Annotated in this window: 17 protein-coding genes and 1 pseudogene; all 18 read left to right on the top strand. The window is 57.2% G+C overall.

The features are described from left to right. Positions 1–65 precede the first annotated feature (65 nt). Positions 66–308, top strand: a complete 243-nt coding sequence (locus DC3_RS21345) for a hypothetical protein (RefSeq protein ID WP_146888008.1) — start codon at positions 66–68, stop codon at positions 306–308. Next, positions 305–4,810 (top strand): annotated as a pseudogene (locus tag DC3_RS30180) (Eco57I restriction-modification methylase domain-containing protein); the annotation flags it as partial. The gene DC3_RS21345 and the pseudogene DC3_RS30180, both read left to right, overlap by 4 nt. After that, on the top strand, positions 4,722–5,531 hold the full coding sequence (locus DC3_RS30175) for an endonuclease domain-containing protein (protein ID WP_371863444.1): 810 nt from the start codon (positions 4,722–4,724) through the stop codon (positions 5,529–5,531). The pseudogene DC3_RS30180 and the gene DC3_RS30175, both read left to right, overlap by 89 nt. After that, positions 5,444–7,387 carry a helicase-related protein gene (locus DC3_RS30170; RefSeq protein WP_371863443.1) on the top strand — a complete coding sequence of 648 codons (1,944 nt, stop codon included), beginning with the start codon at positions 5,444–5,446 and terminating at the stop codon, positions 7,385–7,387. Before DC3_RS30175 ends, DC3_RS30170 begins: the two co-directional genes overlap by 88 nt. After that, positions 7,380–7,712 (top strand): hypothetical protein, encoded by a 333-nt coding sequence (locus tag DC3_RS21335; RefSeq protein WP_146888004.1) that lies wholly within the window; start codon positions 7,380–7,382, stop codon positions 7,710–7,712. The genes DC3_RS30170 and DC3_RS21335 overlap by 8 nt, the downstream gene beginning before the upstream one ends. Positions 7,713–7,817: 105 nt before the next feature. Beyond that, a complete protein-coding gene (locus tag DC3_RS21330; protein WP_146888002.1) occupies positions 7,818–8,264 on the top strand; it encodes a hypothetical protein in 447 nt (148 codons plus the stop codon). Beyond that, positions 8,254–8,961 (top strand): hypothetical protein, encoded by a 708-nt coding sequence (locus DC3_RS21325; protein WP_146888000.1) that lies wholly within the window; start codon positions 8,254–8,256, stop codon positions 8,959–8,961. Before DC3_RS21330 ends, DC3_RS21325 begins: the two co-directional genes overlap by 11 nt. Positions 8,962–9,073: 112 nt before the next feature. After that, positions 9,074–9,982, top strand: coding sequence for a hypothetical protein (locus DC3_RS21320; protein WP_146887998.1), 909 nt, complete (start codon positions 9,074–9,076; stop codon positions 9,980–9,982). A gap of 106 nt (positions 9,983–10,088) precedes the next feature. Beyond that, a complete protein-coding gene (locus DC3_RS21315) occupies positions 10,089–10,754 on the top strand; it encodes a hypothetical protein (RefSeq protein WP_146887996.1) in 666 nt (221 codons plus the stop codon). Between the two features lie 3 nt (positions 10,755–10,757). After that, positions 10,758–12,245 carry a hypothetical protein gene (locus DC3_RS21310; protein WP_146887994.1) on the top strand — a complete coding sequence of 496 codons (1,488 nt, stop codon included), beginning with the start codon at positions 10,758–10,760 and terminating at the stop codon, positions 12,243–12,245. A 95-nt stretch (positions 12,246–12,340) separates the two neighbouring features. Next, complete coding sequence (locus tag DC3_RS21305) at positions 12,341–13,039, top strand: hypothetical protein (protein ID WP_146887992.1); 699 nt, start codon at positions 12,341–12,343, stop codon at positions 13,037–13,039. An 8-nt stretch (positions 13,040–13,047) separates the two neighbouring features. After that, entirely contained in the window at positions 13,048–13,857 is an 810-nt protein-coding gene (locus tag DC3_RS21300) for a hypothetical protein (RefSeq protein ID WP_146887990.1), read from the top strand. Between the two features lies 1 nt (position 13,858). Further along, positions 13,859–14,755 carry a hypothetical protein gene (locus tag DC3_RS21295; RefSeq protein WP_146887989.1) on the top strand — a complete coding sequence of 299 codons (897 nt, stop codon included), beginning with the start codon at positions 13,859–13,861 and terminating at the stop codon, positions 14,753–14,755. After that, the gene (locus DC3_RS21290) at positions 14,752–15,618 is read left to right on the top strand and encodes a hypothetical protein (RefSeq protein ID WP_146887987.1); all 867 of its coding nucleotides are present in this window, start codon (positions 14,752–14,754) and stop codon (positions 15,616–15,618) included. The genes DC3_RS21295 and DC3_RS21290 overlap by 4 nt, the downstream gene beginning before the upstream one ends. Before the next feature lie 3 nt (positions 15,619–15,621). Beyond that, positions 15,622–16,467, top strand: coding sequence for a hypothetical protein (locus tag DC3_RS21285; protein WP_146887985.1), 846 nt, complete (start codon positions 15,622–15,624; stop codon positions 16,465–16,467). 33 nt (positions 16,468–16,500) lie between these two features. Then, the gene (locus DC3_RS21280) at positions 16,501–16,683 is read left to right on the top strand and encodes a hypothetical protein (protein ID WP_146887983.1); all 183 of its coding nucleotides are present in this window, start codon (positions 16,501–16,503) and stop codon (positions 16,681–16,683) included. After that, positions 16,683–18,422 (top strand): hypothetical protein, encoded by a 1,740-nt coding sequence (locus DC3_RS21275; protein WP_146887982.1) that lies wholly within the window; start codon positions 16,683–16,685, stop codon positions 18,420–18,422. Before DC3_RS21280 ends, DC3_RS21275 begins: the two co-directional genes overlap by 1 nt. Positions 18,423–18,435: 13 nt before the next feature. After that, positions 18,436–18,954: a hypothetical protein gene (locus tag DC3_RS21270; RefSeq protein WP_146887980.1), complete on the top strand. Its 519-nt coding sequence runs from the start codon at positions 18,436–18,438 to the stop codon at positions 18,952–18,954. Positions 18,955–19,114 lie beyond the last annotated feature (160 nt).

Below are 19,114 nucleotides of genomic sequence, written 5' to 3'. Positions count from 1 at the left end.
GCAACCCAGCAATGATACCACCCGGGGACTGCCTTCTTACGGCCCAGACACATACCCTCGGTGTCATGGAAGATGCTATCCAGAAGGCCAAAAACGAATGTGCAAACTTGCTGCATGCGATTGGCGAAACCAGAGCAGAAGAACACCGCCTCGGCCACACCTGCCAGGCTTTGGGTGCTCACCACCAGCTGCAGGCCCAGCGCCTGGCCCAGCACATCACCGACTTCCGCGGCAGCCCCCTGGAGGACGCCTACCTTGAGCACGCCGGCCACCACCGCCAGCTGCAAGCCCTTGGAGCAGTGCAATGAGGACCCGTTTGCTCTTGCTCAGTGCCACCCTGCTGGCAAAAGGGGACCAGTTTGGGCTGTTCGACCATGTGAAGCCCAAACTCCAGAAGGTGAAAACCCCAGAGAAAAAGCCCCGCAAGAAACGGGACACCAGCCACCTGAGGAAAGAAACCCGGGTGGTGGTCCGGGCCGGCCATGCGTTCACCCAGACGGTGTATGTGGACCCCAACAAAAGCCAGCCAGCGCCGCTTTTTTCCTTCCTGCAACAAGAAGAAACCCCAAAACCGAAAGCGCCCAGGCCTGAGAAACCCAAGGCCAGCAGGAAACCGGTTGCCGCACCCCCTGAGGATGGTGGCCTGTTCGGGTTTGACTTCCGGGTCCCCACCCCACCTCCAGCACCGGTGCAGCCCATCGAGCCGCAGATGCCGGAGCACAAGTACTCCTTTGCGGACCTGCAGCATTATGCCAGCAGGGGAGAGAACGTCACCCTGTATCTGAAGCCCAAAGGTCTGGTGCGGGGCCCCGTGAAAGGCAGCGGCTTTGATTTCCGGGTGGGAGGCCAGCGGGTTCACCCCGACAAAATCCGGCTGATTGCGGATTCCCAAAACATGTTCAGGCAGCCGGTCCCACCCCAGCCGGCAGCCCCTCAACCTCCAGCCCAGCCGGATCCAGCCCAGCAACTTGCCCAGGATGCAGATGCCTACATCGAGGCCCGGCAGCACTTCGCCAAAAACCATGTCAAGCAACTGAACCTCGACGACATTGATGCAGAAACCCCTGCAGAAAGACGGTTGAAGCAGCTGCAACGTGAACTGGTGCAGCAGGCCCTGCAACGTTCTGGCGGAGACCCGGCAGCGGCCAGCAGTCACCTGTGGCAGGTCTGCAAAACCGCCTACAACAAGACCCGCAATGCCCTGCTGGACAAGCACACCAACTTTGCCATGTTCCAGGAGATCGCCCAGGAACTCGGGGTGAACCTGCCTGAACCCCAGGAACCAATTCCCACAGCACCTACTTCTGCGCCACTGTCCACCCCTATTGCAGAGCCTGTGGAGAAAACCCCTGTTGCAGAGCAGCCTGTGGTGCAAGAGCCGGTGCAAGAAACCCCAGTGCAGCAGATTGCTGAAGTTCCTCAGGCTGTTCAGGATTACGTGAACAGGTTGCTGGACCCCAAGAAAAAAGCTTACGCGCAAGCCCTGATCCGAGGGGAGCAACCAGAGGCCAGCACCCTGGATGAAGCCACCCGCCAGAAAATTGAGAAGAAGGTGCAAGGGTACATGGGGGTCAACACCCCAGCCCAGAAACCTGCATCCTCAGCCAAAACCAAGCTTGTGGTGAAGAAGAAGCGCCAGAAGCTGGATTACACCAAACCTTTTGACCAAGTGCTGCAAAATCTGCCGAAGTATGGCTTTGACTTGCTGGCCCGGAGCACCCGGCAAGAGCGTCTGCAGGCCAACACCGAAGCCTTGAAGCTGGCCGAGCACCTGCATGCCAGTGGCAAAAAACCCACCCCGGAACAGCGGGAAGTGCTTGCCAAATTCACCGGTGAAGGCGGGGTGTCTGGTGACTTGAATGCTTACTACACCCCCACCAAGCTGGCCGCAAGCATGTGGGCCCTGCTGCACCAGCATGGCTTCAAAGGTGGACGGGTGCTGGAGCCATCCATTGGTGGAGGCGTGTTCGCAGAGACCGCGCCAGGCACCGTGCAAATGACCGGGGTGGAGTACAACAGCGACACCACCAGCGTGACCAGTTTGCTGCACCCAGATGTGCCCATCCACAACATGCCTTTTGAGCAGTACAACACCACCAGTGATGACGAGCTGTATGACGCAGTGATCGGCAACCCCCCGTATGGCATTCGGGGCAGCACCCGTGACCTGGACAAACATGAGATCAAAGCCGCAGAGCATTACTTCATTGATTCCGCCCTGGACCGGGTGAAAGATGGCGGCCTGGTTGCAGTGCTGGTCAATTTCGGGGTGATGCAAAACAGCACCCCCTCAGCCCGTCAATTCCGGGCCCGGATGCTGGCCCGTGCGGAACTGGTGACGGCCATCCGAGCACCGGTGAGCACCTTTGAGGACAGCAACAGCCTTGTCACCCCAGACATTTTGCTGCTCAGGAAACGACCCACCGAAGTGGGAGGGGCCCTGGATTACCTGGTGTCCCAGTACGGTGAAGAAGTCCTGCACGATGCCGGCGTGTACCGCGAAGACGTGATGAGCGGCCATTACTTCTCCATTGCCCAGAAAGACGAAGAAGGCAACGTCACCGACTACCAGGACGGCTTTCACCCAGACCATGCTTTGGGCCGCAACGTGTCCAGCGGCAGGTGGGGTCAAGCTGCAGTGGAAGGGGAGTTGGATGAAGCCAGCCTCACCCGACTGGCCACCATGCCTGCAGACGAGCAACCCGAAGGTCCCGTTTCCTTCCGGCAGCTGAAAGAAAAACTGCTGGCCGCGGGCCACCAGGAAGCAGACCTCAATGGGGCCAAGCTGCAGGCCAACAAACGCAGTTTCCCCATCCCAGAAGGCACCGTCAGCCCAGACGGGGAGTACGTGATGCGCAACCACCGCTGGCATGCCATTGAAGAGGACTTTGTGAAGACCGCCAAGCCTCTGGCCCGGGCCCTGGAAGCCTACCGGGGTGACATTGCTGCTGGCCGGCTGGAAAACGCTGAAGCAAGGCGGGAACGCCTGGCCGAAGAGGTGCAGGCCTTCTTTGCCAAGAATGCCGGCCAGCTGAAAGACATTGAGCGTGCTGCAGTGCGCATGCCCTACCTGCACCACCTGTTGAGCAGCTTCAAGGATGGTGAACTGTCTGAGGACCTCAGAATGGCCCAAAAAACCACCCACCTGGACGCCCCCACAGGAGGCACCTTGCCTGAAATGATCCAGTACCTCGGGGCCCGGGGCGCTTTCACCGTGGAGGATGTCACCCGCCTGCACGAAGCCCACCCGCATGAAGTGGAAAACCTGCTGCTGGCAAACGACCAGTACTGCTGGAACGGCACCAAATGGCAGCTGTCGAGGGATTACTACCACGGGGATGTGTATGACGCGCAAGAAGCCATTGACGCCCTGCTGCAGCGCACCCACGACAGGCGTTATGCCGCCAAACTGCAGCACCAGAAGCAGACGTTTGCTGGACTCAAACCCCCCAAGAGCCTGCATGACATTGATTACACCCCCAGGGACAAATTCATCCCCATCCATGTGCTTGAAGAATGGCTGAACGACACCGCCAGCAGCTACTACCATACGTGGGACCCTGAACTGAAAAGCCGGGTGAAAAAGCCCATTTTGCAGCTGCTACGTAAAAATGGCCTGTACACCGTGGAAATTGATCCGCTTGCCACCGTCACGTATGACGGGCGCATGACGGCCCAGCGCATCAACAAAACCCGCATTGATGAACTGGTGCAGTACCTGAACAACAAAACCCGTGTGGATCAGGTGTCCGATGCCAGCAAGTTGACCCGCGAGGAGTACCAGGCCGCCCGGAAAGCCAACATTGATGCAGCCCGGGCCTATGAGGAAAGTGTCGCCAAGGGTTTCAAACAGTGGCTTTTGGCCTCCGACCATTGCGAAACCGTGGAAAACGCCTACAACCGGGTGTTGAACTCGTATGTTGCCCCCGCAGACAACTACACCCCCCTGGAGCTGTCCGGCTGGACAGGCCCAGAGCTGCACCCCTACCAGAACAACACTGTGCGACGCATGGCACGACTTGGATCCGGTGTGGTTGCCCTCGATGTGGGCCTCGGGAAGACCTACACCGGCCTGGCCCTTGCCACCCAGCTGAAACAACAAGGGGTGAAAAAGCCTGTGGTTGTGTCGCCCAAGTCCCTGCTTGGCAACTGGATTGTGAACGCCGAAAAAGCCCTGGAAGGCAAAAAGGTGATGGTGATTGGCCTCACCCAGAAAAACGGCAAGTGGGTGGAAGACAACGCCGCCACCCGCAAAGCAAAACTCGCCCAGCTGTCCGCAGAATCGTGGGATCTGGTCATCATGTCCCGGGAGACTTTTGAGGACATCCCCCTGAGGCGTGAGCGCCGGATGGAGCTGATTCAGACCGATTATCAGGCGCAGCGCCTCTTGGGCTTGAAAGGGGCCTGGAGGTTCGGCAAGAAACCCAAAACCGAACGTCAAACCGAAGCTGAAAAAGAGAAGTTTTACGCCGACCAGCTGGCAAAAGTGAAAAGTGCCGGTCCTGCAGACATTGCCTTTGAAGACCTTGGCATCGACTGTGTGATTGCCGATGAAGGCCACTGTTTTCCCGCTGGCACACTGGTGGATGGCCGACCCATCGAAACCTTCAAACCTGGAGACCGGGTACAAGCATTCAACCATGCGACAGGGCAGGTGGAGTGGTCTGAAGTGCTCAACGTGCAGGTCCGCACACCCGTGGACCTGTTTCGGGTGAAACTGCATGACGGGCAAGAGCTGGTCTGCACAGGCAGCCACCCTTTTTTCACCCAGGATGGTTATGTGTTTGCCCGTGACTTGCTCAAAGGGGACAAGGTTTACCGCACCCCCACGGGAATCCACTCTGGTAGATTCAATTGTGTCGAGAAAGAAACACCTGCCTCCCGCAGCACCCGCTCCGACTTTGCCTTGCCAGCACTGCCAGAAGCCGTTTCAACTCAACAAAGTGCAGGATTGGAAGCGCCGCAAACACAACGAAGTGGTGTTCTTTTGCAGCAAGTCCTGCCGGGCCAGGCATGCGCACCAGCACAACAGCAAGTTTCGCAGCAGCATCCAGCAGGCCAATGCACGCCGCACCGAAGAACTGCGAGAGCAGATGGCCCGAATGCGGTTGCTCGCCTTGACCCCCGAAGTCCGGGAGAAAATGCAGAAAACCATGCGCGAGAGGGGAATTCGCCCTGTGCGCCGTGGGGGGAACGGTCAGGGGCTGACAGACGCACAATCCGCCTTGTGGGTGGAACTTTGGCGGGTGACACAACTGGAGTGGATACCGGAGCACCCCATTCGGACGTTGCAACCCAGGGGCAGTGGTTACCCCACCAACTACAAGGTGGATCTGGCGTGGCCGGACCTGAAGATTGCCGTAGAGTGCGACGGCCCATCGCACTCATCCCTTACCCGAAAGGCCCAAGACCAGAAGAAACAAAAGTTCTTGGAGTCGCTTGGGTGGAAAGTGTTCAGGTTCTCCAACCAGGAGATTCTGGAGAATACGGAGGCCTGTGCCCAGGCGGTGTGGTCTACAACCTCGAAGTAGCCGTTCATCACAACTATTTTGCTGAAGGCATCCTGGTGCACAACTGCTACAAGAACCTCTATGCAGCTCCAGCGGTGTTTGGAGAGACCCCCAAGTTCATGGGGGCAGGGGCCGAATCCAACAGAGCAATGGATTTCCACCACAAAATGCGGCATGTTCGCAGCATGACCGGAGGCCGCGGCACTTACGTGCTCACCGCCACCCCCACCAAGAACAGCCCCCTGGAGATTTACAACATGCTTACCCTTGTCACCGACCACCTGGAAGCCAACGGGGTGCCCGGGGTGGACGATTTCATCAACCGTTACTGTGACATCCAGGGCATCATTGTGCCCACCAAAGACGGCAGCGTGAGCTCCAGCCCGGCGGTTGTGGGTTTCCAGAACCTTGGGGAGCTGAGGGACGTGATGGGTCGTTACATGGTGCGCGAGGACGCCCAGACTGCCGTGACCAAGGACGGCATTGGGCTCAAACTGCCTGAACGGGTGGATTTTGAACAGTACTTCGAGATGCACCCTGCGGTGTGGGACACCTACCAGCACCTCAGGCAAGCCGCCCGGAACGCCAAAATTCAGGACAACGGGGAAGACCACCTGTTTGCAATCATGGCAAAAATGCGCAAGTTGACCCTGGATCCGGCCCTGTTCAGCCCCAGCTTTGCAGGCCTGCCCAACCCCCGCTTCCAGAAGGCCGCAGAACTTGCCCAGAATGCCCTCAAAGAAGGCGGGAAGGCTGTGGTGTTCATGGACCTCGGACAGGCCAGCCAGGAAGATGAAGACGGTAACGAAGGGGACGCTTATGACCGCCTGGTGGACCACTTTGTGGCCGCTGGCATCCCCCGGGATCAAATCGCAGTGGTCACAGCCCAGAGGGTCAAAAAGGCCACTGACAGGCAAAAAATCGAGCAGGCGTACAACGATGGCAAAATCAAAATCGTCATCGGCAACACCCCCACCATTGGCGAGGGGTTCAACCTGCAAAACGGCACCACCGACATGATCCACATGGACACCCCCTGGGACCCTGGCACCTACTGGCAGCGCTTGGGCCGCGGGGTGCGCCAGGGCAACCCGGTAGACCAGGTGCGCAACCATGTCTTGTTGGGCAAAGGGTCCTTTGACAGCCTCACCTACACCACCATGTTGGGCAAAAAAGGCTGGCAGCAGCAGGTGTGGGATTCCTCCATTGACCACGCTGAGAATGCCACTGGCCTGGACCTGGAAGACATTGCCCTTGCCCTCAGCGACGACCCTGAAGAGACCCGCAAGCAAATCAAGGAAGCGAAGGAAAAACTCAATCAGGGCGCAGCAAAAGCCGCCCTCAGGAACGCCATGAGCACCTACGCCGATTACCTGGATTTGCGCACTGCCTGGCTGAAACGGGCCAGGGAAGCCCAGGGCCGCAAAGATGGCCCCACCGACAATGACCGGCGTGTGCTGGCACAGCGGGAGCATGAACTCAAAGCCCTCAGGGACCACCTCAAGAACAATGAGCACTTCGCCCCATACGCCAAACTGCTGGATTACGCTGGCCCGGTGATTGTGTCCCCCCAGGCCGTACCCCTGCATCAAGGCATGCACCTCACCGTGCTGCAGCAAGGCCAGCCCAAAGGCATCAGGGTGAACCGGGTGGACGATGACGGCACCATCTGGGTGACAGGCCCAGGCCTGAGCGGGAACATCAAGGTTTCTGCCCTGCCCAGCATTGTTTCTTGGGAGCCTGCAGAAGAGAAGTACTACTACTACGATGGGGCCCACGAACGCCCCAGTTTCGCCAAGGCCGTGCTGGTCACCCGGCGCCCTGGTGTGGGCCGCAAAACTGTGCTACTTGTGAAAAGAGGTGCCCAGCATGCCTGATCCGAGACTGCAAGCCATTGCCCAGATCCTACAGCAAGACCCCGCCGCATACCGGGGATACGGGTGGATGTGGTGGGCCGTGAAAGACCTGTTGCGGCAGCACTTCAGCCAGGAAGAACTGTCCGGTCTTGGGGAGTGCAGCAACCCCACCCTGCTGAGGGTTGCAGAGCGGCAGTACCCGCAGGTAGGCCAGCGGATCAATGCTGCCATTGACCACTACACTTACCGAGCCCAGCGTGCCCAGCTTTACAGCAGTGACGACCACTTGCCGGACGGGGCCCCTGTTCGGGTGCTGGACCCAGATTTCCAGTTTGCGAATCTGTAGTTTAGGTAGCCAGGTCTAAGACAATCATCAGCTGTCTAGCCGGTATCACTTTTTGGTGGACAGCTGATGATTGGTTGTGAGGATATTTTTTGCTATATTAATAAGATGCAAGATCCAGTGTTTATCATCGGCTATGAGAGTAAAAGTGATGCTCAAGAAACCTCATCATATTTTATAGATAACCTCGATTTCTATAAGTTTTTAAAAACTCAACATCCTTTTTTTGCGGAAAATCAAAATTTGATCGGCTTTAAAAAGCCCAGATCTGGTGTTAGAGAGCACAGATCTGGAGATGTTATGCACTTATCGTTCGCATTTCTTGTCGATTTCTGGCTAAATGATCAGACCGGAATAAAAGATCTTATAGTTGGAGCGATTGGTGGATTTATTATGAATAAAATCTCTAAAGGGAAAATAGAAAAAGTTAAATTAAGGTTTACAAAAATTCTAGCTGATGGTACAGAGCATCAAATTGATGTAGAATGTGATAAATCCGACATGGAAAACGTCAAGAAGGCGGTAAGAGATGCACTCTCTGGACATGACCAATAATTCAGATCAGGCCTTTCAGCTTATTGAAAGTATTTTTGAATACTCCTACTTTAGCATTGATTCAGGTATACAGAAGGAAGCGATTGGCTATTTAGGGGGTCTAATAAAGAGTATTCGTGAACTAAGAAATGAATTTATTAATGAAAATAATGAAATAAGAGCCAATGAGTGTCTTGACGTTATCATTTATGCTTATGTATGCAAAAGGAAGTTGGAGTGCATATTATCTCTTAAAAAGAGTAATATGCACAAAGCCTATGATTACCTTATTGATGCTCAACGCTCGGCAGAAAAGGGTATTGAAGCAGGATTTCAGGAAGATAGATACAGAGAGAAACTTAATGATCTTGTTAAGATGGAAAATCTATTATTTCCAAGACAGCTTTGGTGCAGTGTTGGAATGATCAATAATGAAATAACTTGCAGTATTTGTGGATTGAGTGTCTTTGATTGTTTACATATTTCGGGACAGCCCTATATGGGGAAACTGTGCTATATGAAGTATAATGATGTCGAACTTGAGCACATAGCGGTTATACCATTTGGCGTACCGGAAAATAAAAAATGTAGAACAAAATATTTTGTAGAAGGTGGCTATAAAATAGATTGTATTACTAAATCAGTTCTTGGTAAAACTAAAGACAAAGATGGTACTGTAAAAATGTTGGCAATGGTTACATCAGAATTGGAATATTGAGCTGAACTTAGTTTAGAAGCGCAAAAGTACCATCGTAAAACTTTTTCTGTTTCTCGCAATTTATGTGGTGGTACCCAGTTTTCTTACGGGCCGACCTGCAAGGATGCGAGCTATGGAACTCTCACGGACCCCCATCATTGCAAACCTACCTGTCATGGCAAAAGCAGAGAGTGTCGGCAGCCGCCGCCGCGTTTACTTCGAGACCGCCCGGGAAGGCGTTGAGGACCGGGAAGGTGAAGACATTGCACAGCAGGCCCTGTGGGATTCCCGTGACCTGCTGATCGAGCAAGGTGATTTTGACATCAACCACTTTGCCCACCTTGGGAACCCTTACGGATCTGGCGCCAGGCCGGAGTACGTGATTGGGCACCCCACCGATGTCCGCAGGTCCGGCAAGAGCACCTTTGTGCAAGGCGAGATCTTTCAGAGCCGCAGCAAGGCCCCTGAGGGCAGCAACGGGGATTGGGCCGAGTGGTTCTGGCATTCCATCACCGAGTTGGATCCACCCATGAAGTGGTTTCCCAGTGTGTTTGGCAACATCCTGGAAGGGAAGGTCATCAAACGGGACGGCAAGCTGATCCGCTTCATCACCAAGGTGGAGTGGTATTCGGTGGGCTTTGCTCGGAGGGTGCAAAACCCGGTGCTCAGGGAAGTGCAAACAGCACCACTGGGACCTTTCGCCAAAGCCCAGGATGCCACGGTTTCCTACCAGCAAAAGCATGCAGCGCCGGCAGGGGTGCAGTGCTTCACTTGGGGCACCCTGGCAAAAGCAATGGGTTCGGTGGGGGCCACCGTCACCGATCACGCCCAGATCACTGGCTACCAGTCCCTCACCCCGGAATCCCTGGAAGGGGCCAAGTATGACGGCCTCAAGAAACGCATTTTGAACAAGGTCTTGCGGGGCAAAGTGGCGCCGAAGAAGGCGGCCATCATCAAGGCTTTTGAGGAGCACGGGTGCAGCCCCGACCTGGCCGCGGAATTTGCTGGCCGGTTCCTCACCGAGGCAGCCACCGGCAAGTAAAGCCTCTCACGGCACTTTCCCACCCCTCCGGGTGGGAATTTTTTTTCTCTTACGGCAGCTGTCTCTACGTTCACTCCATGAAACAGACCTTTTACGTGGAGGAAGCATGAGCTCCAAAAACCAAGCTCTCACTGCTGATGAACAGCACGCCCAGGGTGAAGCCATTCTGGAACGGGCCCGAACCCTTTTCGCCAAGGCGCAACAGGCCCAGCCGTCTGCCCAGCCCACCGAAGAGGACCTGGAAGACGACTTTGACGCTTACGACAATCCTGAGGCAGAAGACGGCACCGAACAGGAAGACGAAGAAGACACCCCTCAGACCAATCCTGCCCAGAAGCCTGGCTTTGCCAAGGCCGCCAGCGTGCATGTGGGTGATGACGGCACCGAGTATGTGGATGTGACTGAGCAGTTTGCCCAGATGAACCGCCAGCTGAGGCAAACCAACCGCATGGTCAAAGCCCAGCAAGTCCAGATCAAGCAGCTGCTGGAAGTGGTGGGCCTGCAGCAAGGGTCCCTGGAGCACATGGCAAAAGCTCAGGGCAACCTGCTTTCCACCCCCCGGACCCCCAAGTCCCGTGTGTCTGTGCCTACTGGCGTGACCCAGCAGGGCAAGAAGGTGCTGGACCGCAAGGAGATTTACGCCAAGGCGGATCAGGCCATTCTCGACCCGGTGCGTTTCGCCCAATTTGAGCAGGCCTTTTCCCGTGGAGACCTGGAGACCGCCAAACAAGCCCTCACCGCTGCCGAACGCGCAGAGATCTTTTCGGAGTAACGCATGACCATTCCCAATTCTGAACTCAACACGGGCGTTGACAGTGGCGTTTTCTCTGGCTCCAACGGTGTTTTCAATGCACCCGAGAGCTATGAGCAGTTCGTCAAGGCCATCAGCGCCACCAGCAACCAGACCGACCACGCCACTTTCACGGGCACTGCTGCTTACCGCCGCGAGTCCCTGGAAGGCACCATGCGCAAGATCATTGCCACCCGCAAGACCTTCAAGCTGCTGAACGTGCTGCCCAAAGACAGCACCGAAAGCTACCTGGATGAGTGGGCTGTGCAAACCGACATTGGCGGACAGCCAGGCGGCATTTTCGCTGGTGAATACGGTAACAACCTGGATCCCGAATCCGGTGATTACGAGCGTAAGGTTGCCTTCTCCAAGTTCATGCAAACCCCTGCAGGCGTGACCCTGGCCCAGGCCAAACAAAAAGGCCTGGAGTCTGCCCGGGCCCTGGAGAACAACAACGCCATTTTGCGCCTTCTGCGTGGCATCAACTGGTCTTGCTACCACGGAGATTCCAAAGTCAGTCCGAAGATGATTGACGGAATCTACTCGCAAATCAAATCCCACAACAACGGCCAGAACATCATGGATGTGTGGTCCACGGGCGCCATCAGTGACATTTCCAACGTGGATGCCCTGGTGGACAAACTGAACACCGCTGCAGGGAAAGTGGTGGGCCAGGAAAGCTACGGTGAGCTGACCGACATCTACATGGATCCAATGGTGCAAGTGGCCTTGGACCGCAACCTTGACCCTGCTTACCGTGTGCAGCTGGACAAGGAAGAAGTGAAGTACGGTGCCCCTGTGCGTGCGATCCGCACTTCCTTCGGGGACATCAAGACCAATTTTGATGTTCACATTGAGGGCAACGACAACAGCATGCCCCAGTACGGGCGTGGCCGGGATGTCTCCAAGGGCCCAGGCGTCAGCGGTGGGGTTGCCGTCACCGCACAAAGCAACGTGGCTGGCACCCGCTTCATTTCCGGCACCGAAGGCACCTACATCTATGCCGTGGTTTTTGTGAACGCCAACGGCATTGAAGGCATGCCCATCATGACCGATCCTGTGGCTGTGGGTGTGAACGGTGCTGCCCAGCTGGTGATTCAGCCTCCTGTGGACCGCACCCAGACCGGCGTGAAGATCTTCCGCTCCAAGCGCAACCCCTCGGGTGTGCCTTCCTGGAGGGATTTCCGTCTGGTGGAGTCCATTCCCGCCAACAGCGACAGGAACGCCGCCACCACGTATGTGGACAAAAACCGCCTGATCCCTGGCCGCAGCCCCATCTTCCTGCTGAACCTGGATCCCATGTCCATCAAGTGGAAGAACTACGTGCCAATGATGACCTGGCCCTTGGCCCAGATTGACACCACCTACCGCTGGCTGGTGCTGAACTACGGCTACCTGCAGCTTGGGATTCCCCAGCACTTCTTCTACATCGAGAACTTTGTTTCTCCTTACAGTGCCTGGCAGCCCTTCTGAGCAATACAGTTGTACAACTGTACAACTACAAAACAGCAAAACCGGACGCCCTGTGTGTCCGGTTTTCTTACGGCAGGCACGGAGAAAATGGGCTCATGAGCAAAAAACGTTTGGAAACCACTGTGCAACTCGTCATTGGCCTCGCGCACCAGAAGGGCAGCACCACCATCAACGGCGTGCGTTTCAACAAGCACCAAGATGGCCGGGTCATCAGTGAGCCTGTGGACGAAAAAACCGCCCACACCCTGGTGTCTGCAGGGAACTACCACTATGTCTCACTGGAAGAACCTTACGCCCTGCTGGACCCCCTCGGAGAGGCCGTGACCAAAGCAGATGGCACTGCCCTCACCGCCCTGGACGAGAACCCCCGGGCCCAGGTGTACCTGGACAGCCTCAAAACCGGCCCTGAAGAAAGCGAAGAGGGGGCCGAACTTCGTGAACTGCAAGCTGAACTGGCCGCCAAAGATGCGGAAGTGACCCGCCTCAAAGCCTTTGCAAGTGACCTGAAAGCCAGGAACGCAGCACTGGAAGCAGAAAATGCAGCCCTCAAGCAGCGGTTGGCCGAATTGGAAGCCGCTCCAGCGACTGAAGACACCCCCCCTGCAGCCCCTGCCGCGGCAGACGCACCTGAAACCACCCCCGACCAAGAATCCCTGGAAGGCAAAACCAAAGAAGAACTGCAGGTGATCGCCAGGGACCTTGGGATTGAGGCCCGTTCAAACTACAACATCCCCACCCTGGTTGCCCTGATCACCAAGGCCCGGGAGAACAAAGCTGCTGCCAACGCCAATTAAGGAGCCCCATGTTTCCCCTCACCCCCCAGTTTCTCCGAGACAACTACTTTCAAGGCGTTCCCCTGGAATCTCCAGGGGGACGGCCTTTTACCAACGAATTCATTCAAGGCCGCATTCTGGCGGTGCGCAGGGCTTTTGAACGCAAGTATGCCGTGCGCCTGGAACCCACCGTCATCAAAATGGGCTCTTATCCCATACCAGGAGAGCCTGAAGCACAAGAGCGCGTGGTGGGCATTGACTTGCACCCCGATGACGCCAAAGACAACAAGCGTTACAGCATGCTCCTGCCTGTGGCCCCAGCATTGCAGTTCCACAAATTGGGTTTGTGGTTGCCTGGGATGGAGCGGCCCACCGAATTTTCCCTGGACTGGCTTCACCCCAACCCACCCGACTCCAGAACCCGCCAGCTCAGGATTGCCCCCGGGCGCAGCCTCACCACCCTTTTGCACCTGCAATTTCTCAGCGGCCTGATGCCCCTCACCTCACAAGGCAGCCCCATCCCAGGCGCCTGGCACCTCACCTACACCTGTGGGTACACCGAAGACGCCCTGTTGGGTCAGGACTTTGATGTGTTGGACGCCCTGGCAAAATATGCCGCCATTGCCCTGTTCGTGAAAGGGTCCCTGGATGGCAACGTGCTGGCCGGCATCACCAACAAAAGCCTGTCCGCAGACGGCCTTTCTCAAAGCGTCGGGCTGGTTGGCAATGCCCAGGCCCTCAAGTTTGGAGCCATCATCAACCAGTACCAGCAGGAGCTGACCGAGTGGGAAAAAACCTATTGGGCCCGGTCCAGTCCCATCCGAATGATCGGGGTGTGACGTGAACCGCAAGTCAACCTTGCCCACTGTGGGCTTTGAGAATGCCGACTTTGATCGGTTGCTGCAGGGTCCAGCCGCTTACCGTGTGGCCTACAAGCAAGCCTTCTTGTGCCCCTGCTACGACAAAGACAGCAGTGGCCCGGAACACAACTGCCAGGTGTGCCAAGGCAATGGATACTACTGGGTGAACTTTGCCGCCGAGCAGGAGGCCACAGCCACCTTTTATTTTGGCAGTGAAAGCAAACCGGCCATCTTGCCCCACTCCAATGCCACCATCACCCGGGTGGTGGATGAGCACGGCACCGAATACACCGCCACCCTGAACAGTGAAAACCGGGTGGAATTCACAGGACCAGAACCGGAGTTCGGAGCCGAATTCACCGTGGAGTACACCCACCCCCTGCAGTACCGCCTGTTTGCCCAGGGCATCAAGGCGCAACGCATGTGGATGGACCGTGGCGAAGTGGAAACCAGTGACTTGCAGGCCACCGTTCCCGCTTTCCTGGAAGACCTCAACAGCCCCAACCCCCTGTGGTTTGCATCCACCCATGACCGTTTCGTGCTTCTGGACGTGACCAAGCGTTACCAGCAGCGCATGGAGCGCCGTGGCAAGGAACTGCTCACCTACAAACAGGTTGAGCCCCTGGCCGCCCGAGCCAAAGTGAACGGCAACATTGTGCTGTACCAACCTGGCAGTGATTTCCAGGTGGTCAACGGTGAAGTGAAGTGGGTGGGCACCGCCCCCCCCAGCGGCAGCCGGTACACCCTCGAATACCTGTGCCACCCAGAATATTACGTGTTCAACGAGCTGGCCCAGGCCCGGCACATGGGAGGGGAAAACCAGGTCCGCACCTTGCTGCTGAGGCTTTATGAACTCTTCCCCGGGAGGGGCAAATGAGTTATGACGTGCAAATCCAGCTGGGCTTCCCAGGAGAGCTGGAAGCCCTCTTGGCCAGGACCCTGCAAGACCCCATTGACCTGCTGCCCAACACCATGCACATGCTCAAAGCCCTGGCCCACGCCGCACACGCCCGGTGGGTTGCGTATGCCAGTGGAGAGCTGGCCTTGCCGGACGGACGCAAAATGAAACGCTGGACCGGTCAGTATGCTTCCAGCATCACCCTCACTGTGGAGCACCCGGGTGGAGGGGTGCTGGTGCGGTACATCATCGGCAGCAATGACCCCAAAGCCGACTGGATTGAAAACGGGACCCAGGCATGGGACATGCGTGAGGTGCTGCGGCATTCCCACAAGGCCCGGCGCAACCAAGACGGCAAGCTGTACATGATTGTTCCTTTCCGTTGGGGCACCCCCAGCAGCTTGGCGGTGGGGGCTTACGCTGGCCGGGAAATGCCGGAGGCTGTACACAGCTTCATGCTTTCCCACACCACCCCCAGCATGATTGTGGGCACCCGGGACACCCCAAGCGTGCATGACCCATCCGTGAACGTGCAGCGCAACGTGTACCGGTGGGGAGACCGCCTCACCCACCATGACATTGCAGACCTGGGCCTTGACCCTGAAACCGGCATTGGGGCCCAGCTGAATGGCATGGTCAAAATGCAAAACCCGCAGAGCTCCAGCCTTGGAAGCCAGTACTTCACTTTCCGGGTCATCACCGAGGACTCCGAGGGATGGCAACACCCGGGCATGCAGCCGTACCGCATCAGCCAGCACGTCCACGAGTGGGTGCAGCAACAGTACCCCAAACTCATCAATGAAGCCTTGAACGCCGACATCCAGCGCATGCAAGGAGGATGAACCATGCAAATCATTCGAGCCATCAGCCACCCCAGTGGTGGTGCCGTCAGCCTTCGCCTGGCCGTGCAACCCACCGAACTGCCCCTGTTGGTTGCCACCGAAACCCCCACCCCGATCACTTGGAGCCAGCTGGACGGGGCCCGGAAAGTGGCCGAGCCGGGGTTCAACCTCCGCCCTGTGCAACCCGAAGGGGTGATGCTGGAAACCTCAGAAGTGCAGTTCATGGCCCTGGACCTGCATGAGAGCGTGGGCCTGGCCGCCCAGCACTACCACCTGTTCAACCTCAATGACCCCCTCGCCCAGCCTATCACCACCAGGGTGGACGCCACTGCACCCAGCAGTGAAACCCATGTGTCCCACATGCGCACGCTGGTCCGGCAACGATTGGAATACCACCTTGGCCGGGCCATTGACGCCGGAATGTTCAAGGTGCCCACCGAGAAAATACCCGTCTTGCAGCAAAATTCCCTTGCCAAAGACGACCCGCTGCCCTGCATCTTGCTGAATGAAACCATCAGCCCCATGCCCTCAGGCATCGGCAAGTACCGCGGACGTGGCACGGACGCCACCGGCGCCACCTACGAGGAATACACCCACCGGGGCCGCAGCCGGGTGGATTTGCTGGTGCTCTCCGAAAGCCCCAGTGAACGCAACGCCCTGGCAAAACACCTGCACCAGTGCCTGCTGAACGACTTCACCCTGTTCACCGACACCGGATGGCAGGGCGTGGAACCCCAACTCAGCATGATGAGCGGTGTGACCCCAGACGGCAGGTTGCAGTTGGGTGAGTCGATCACCATTGATGGCCTTGTGGATTACGTGAGGCGCGTCAAAATCCACCAGCCGTAGGACTCTTACGGCAGTGGTCCATACGTTGAAAGCATGGCAGACGAGACCCAAAAACAGGAACAGGAGCGAATTCTTTCCCTCGAAGACTACATTGCTGAAAACAACGTGCCCAGCATTGTTGCCAGCGCCCTCCGGCATGCCGCCAAAAGCGAAAAACACACCCTCAAAGACTGGCAAAACCGGGTTCACAACCTGCTGAAAAGTGAGGTCAAGTGATGAGCAGCATTTTCTTTGCCAACCGCCGCATTTCCGTGCCAGGCGTGGTGTCCACCGTCAATGTGGACGCAATGGAGCAGCCCACCCTTGGCCCCAGCCGCAGCGTGACCGTCATTGCCACTGCCCTTGGAGGCAAACCACAAGATGTCACCGTCATTCGGGCCCTCGATGAGATTCGCACCAAACTGATTGGTGGTGAAGGGGCGAAACTGGTGGAAATCACCATGAACCCCTCACAGCAGCTGGCCGGCGCCAGCGAAGTGAACTTCATCCGTGTCGGCAACCCCACCCAGGCCACCGCAGACCTCGGGCACGGCATCTTGAAAAGCAAACTGTATGGCAAACCCGGCAACGCCAACCGGTTCAAGCAGATCATCAACACGGACGGCAGCATTGACTTTTACAGCGAAAACACTTTCCTGAACGTCAAAGGTGAAGACCTCAGGGGCCTCGGGCCCGTGATTGACCTCACTTACGTGGGCAGCAACAGCATCCCCTCTGTGACCATCACCGATGACGGAGGTGACAAAACCCTCACCCTGGTCGGTGATGACACCAACGTGTTCACCGCCGACATGGTGAACCGCACCGAGGACCTGATTGCTGCCATCAACAGCACCGCAGAATGGTCCGCCCGGGCGGTGGGCCTCCTGAGAAACGTCCCCCTCAATGACCTGCTGGCCCAGACCTACACCCTCAGTGGCAACAAAACCAAACTCACCATTGGCGGCAAAGCCCTGCAGTATGCCCTGGAAGACAGTGGCCTGCTGGAATTCCAGTTCACTGGAGGCACCCCCACTGCCGTCAACAGCTGGAAATTCATGACCGGTGGATCCGAAGGTGCCACCCCCACCCTCAGCGACTGGCTGGCCGCCATTGAAGTGGCAAAACGCTTCGAGACCCACAGCATCGTGTGCGGCACCGGCAACCCCCTGGTGCTGGCCGCCGCAAAAGATCACGTCATCTCCCAGTCCGATGCACGCCACCGCAAAGAACGCTTCTTGTACGCCGGACCCACCAAAAGCACCACCAAAACCGGGTTCCGGGCCAGCGTGCAAGAACTCTGCAAAACCCTCGGCAAAGAAAACGTGGTGGTGGTTGCCAACGAACCCGCCCTGGTCAGCCGCGACACCGGCAAGCGCGAAGTGTACCCCGCTTACTACTACGCCGCCATGCTTGCAGGCATGAAAGCCGGGAACCGCCCGGAAATTTCCCCCACCAACAAGCAGCTGGACGTGTTTGACTTCAACTACAGCTTCGACATTGACGAGCTCGAAGACCTGCTTTCGATGGGAGCATGCCCCGCCCACTTCAATGAGATCTCCGGCAACTGGGTTTGCACCCAGGCCATCACCACCTACACCGCCAGCAACAATGCCGTGCTCACCAAGCAGCAAGGGGTGGATGTGGCTTTCACCCTCAGCAAACTGGTGCGTTACCGCCTGGACTCCGAAATCGGAGAGCGGGGCAACCAGGCCACCGTGAACACCATCCTCAACAAGGTGGTGGGTGTCCTCAACGAGCAGGTGTCCACCATCACCAACCCAGATGGCCTCATCACCCCTGGAGTGAATGAAAAAGGCGAACCGGAGCCGGCCTACAAGAACGTCAAAGTGATCTACGGCGCTGGAGGCCTGGATGTGGTGGGGGTCACCTACGAAGCCCACCCGGTTGGAGAAGTGGCGTTCATCACCGTCACCGCCTACCTCACCCCCATTCGCATCATTGCCTCTGCATAAGGAGACCTGAAACATGGCAGCCATCAATGACAGCAACACCCGCACGGCCAACCGGTGCCGCATCAACCTGGCAGGGCAAACCATTGCCGAAGGCACCAGCGTCCGCGCCAGCGAGAACACCTCCCCCCGGGGCATTTACACCATCGGTGGGGAAGAAGCCAAAGAACACGTTCACACCCAGCTGGCCGTGACCTTCTCCATCAGCAACCTGCTGTGGAAAGACTCTGCCATCGAGGAACTGCGCATTGGCAACGGCATCACCCAGCTTTCCACCTTTGACCTGGAAGCCCTGGACGACAGCGACAACACCACCATCTTTGTGATCCGCGACTGCACCATTGGTGGACGGGACCTGAGCATTGCCGCCAACAACCCTCTGGAAAGCAACGTGCAAGGCCAGGCCATCCGAATTGAGGACGGCAACGGCGGCGGTGTGGGCACCAACGCCACCCCCCAGAACACCACCACCGCCAGCGCCAGAAGCAAACTCAATGATGCCCTGACCAACAAGCGCGTCACCCGCACCAGGTAAACCCCAGGTGACATGAAACGCCCCGTCTGGGGCGTTTTGTTTTTGTTGGAGCAAGCGCTGTGAGGATTGCTCCAGTGGACCTGTCATCTCGACAGAAGCCGTGCGTTCCCGGCTGGAAGAGGGAAAAATCCATCAAATGCCACTTTCATGGTTTCGATTT

It is taken from the genome of Deinococcus cellulosilyticus NBRC 106333 = KACC 11606, assembly GCF_007990775.1.
GTDB lineage: Bacteria > Deinococcota > Deinococci > Deinococcales > Deinococcaceae > Deinococcus_C > Deinococcus_C cellulosilyticus.
Note: the sequence above shows the minus strand (reverse complement) of the source record. Positions and strands in the feature narration are given on the sequence as shown.

Excerpts from the sequence above, each read along its gene's own strand:
- DC3_RS21335 (WP_146888004.1), top strand. The coding sequence starts at position 7,380 with ATGCCTGATCCGAGACTGCAAGCCATTGCCCAGATCCTACAGCAAGAC.
- DC3_RS21305 (WP_146887992.1), top strand. The coding sequence starts at position 12,341 with ATGAGCAAAAAACGTTTGGAAACCACTGTGCAACTCGTCATTGGCCTC.
- DC3_RS21285 (WP_146887985.1), top strand. The coding sequence starts at position 15,622 with ATGCAAATCATTCGAGCCATCAGCCACCCCAGTGGTGGTGCCGTCAGC.
- DC3_RS21280 (WP_146887983.1), top strand. The coding sequence starts at position 16,501 with ATGGCAGACGAGACCCAAAAACAGGAACAGGAGCGAATTCTTTCCCTC.
- DC3_RS21345 (WP_146888008.1), top strand. The coding sequence starts at position 66 with ATGGAAGATGCTATCCAGAAGGCCAAAAACGAATGTGCAAACTTGCTG.
- DC3_RS21300 (WP_146887990.1), top strand. The coding sequence starts at position 13,048 with ATGTTTCCCCTCACCCCCCAGTTTCTCCGAGACAACTACTTTCAAGGC.
- DC3_RS21270 (WP_146887980.1), top strand. The coding sequence starts at position 18,436 with ATGGCAGCCATCAATGACAGCAACACCCGCACGGCCAACCGGTGCCGC.
- DC3_RS21275 (WP_146887982.1), top strand. The coding sequence starts at position 16,683 with ATGAGCAGCATTTTCTTTGCCAACCGCCGCATTTCCGTGCCAGGCGTG.
- DC3_RS21320 (WP_146887998.1), top strand. The coding sequence starts at position 9,074 with ATGGAACTCTCACGGACCCCCATCATTGCAAACCTACCTGTCATGGCA.
- DC3_RS21325 (WP_146888000.1), top strand. The coding sequence starts at position 8,254 with ATGACCAATAATTCAGATCAGGCCTTTCAGCTTATTGAAAGTATTTTT.
- DC3_RS21330 (WP_146888002.1), top strand. The coding sequence starts at position 7,818 with ATGCAAGATCCAGTGTTTATCATCGGCTATGAGAGTAAAAGTGATGCT.
- DC3_RS21290 (WP_146887987.1), top strand. The coding sequence starts at position 14,752 with ATGAGTTATGACGTGCAAATCCAGCTGGGCTTCCCAGGAGAGCTGGAA.
- DC3_RS21310 (WP_146887994.1), top strand. The coding sequence starts at position 10,758 with ATGACCATTCCCAATTCTGAACTCAACACGGGCGTTGACAGTGGCGTT.
- DC3_RS21315 (WP_146887996.1), top strand. The coding sequence starts at position 10,089 with ATGAGCTCCAAAAACCAAGCTCTCACTGCTGATGAACAGCACGCCCAG.
- DC3_RS30175 (WP_371863444.1), top strand. The coding sequence starts at position 4,722 with ATGACGGGCAAGAGCTGGTCTGCACAGGCAGCCACCCTTTTTTCACCC.